This window comes from Bradyrhizobium diversitatis (assembly GCF_016031635.1).
Classification (GTDB): domain Bacteria; phylum Pseudomonadota; class Alphaproteobacteria; order Rhizobiales; family Xanthobacteraceae; genus Bradyrhizobium; species Bradyrhizobium diversitatis.
Genome location: NZ_JACEGD010000130.1, coordinates 1 through 609 on the forward strand (window position 1 = coordinate 1; position 609 = coordinate 609).

1 protein-coding gene and 1 pseudogene are annotated in these 609 nt (G+C 65.0%); one reads left to right on the plus strand and one right to left on the minus strand.

Going from position 1 to position 609, the window contains the following annotated elements; translation table 11 throughout:
* Positions 1–277 (plus strand): integrase core domain-containing protein (locus H1B27_RS39770; RefSeq protein ID WP_197969789.1); only part of this gene is annotated, 277 nt, incomplete at its 5' end.
* A 122-nt stretch (positions 278–399) separates the two neighbouring features.
* Here H1B27_RS39770 and H1B27_RS39775 read toward each other — a convergent pair.
* Positions 400–609, minus strand: a pseudogene (locus tag H1B27_RS39775) (hypothetical protein); the annotation flags it as partial.

Consider the following 609-nt stretch of genomic DNA (forward strand, 5'->3'; position numbering starts at 1 on the left):
CGAAAGCTTCAACGGCAGGATGCGCGACGAGTTGCTGAACGAGACGCTGTTCTTTGGCATCGCCGAGGCACGGAGCAAGATTGCTGCATGGGTCGCCGACTACAATGGTGAGCGGCCTCACTCCTCGCTGAAATACCAGACCCCGGCGGCCTACGCTGCCACATTCACCGCAACGGGCGATCGGCTGCGCAACCCCGACCAGCTCCGCCGATCGCCCGTTGCTCCACCCGCGCCAATCGGCGTAAAACCCACTCGGACTCTAAACGCTACTGGATGAAACTTCGGTGGCAGGTCAAAGGTTCGCGTGTTCGACCGCAACGGCAAACCCGTCGAAAACACCGAAGCAGCCTCTGGCGCGAACGTTCCCTTGGAGACCGATTTGCAGCTGGAGCCCTGGCTCTAGCCGCGGAAAGCCCCTGGTGTGACGGCCGCACCGCGGCCGAGATCGAGCGACGGCCGGCGCCTAGTCGGGAAACTCAGCGCCACCGCGACGGCGGCGAGTCCGATCGCGAACGAGCCGGCGTGCAGCCATGTGTAGCGCTGGAAGTTGTCGAACACGAGCCCGCCGGCCCAGGGACCGAGCGCCATGCCGAGGCTGGCGAAGGCCGA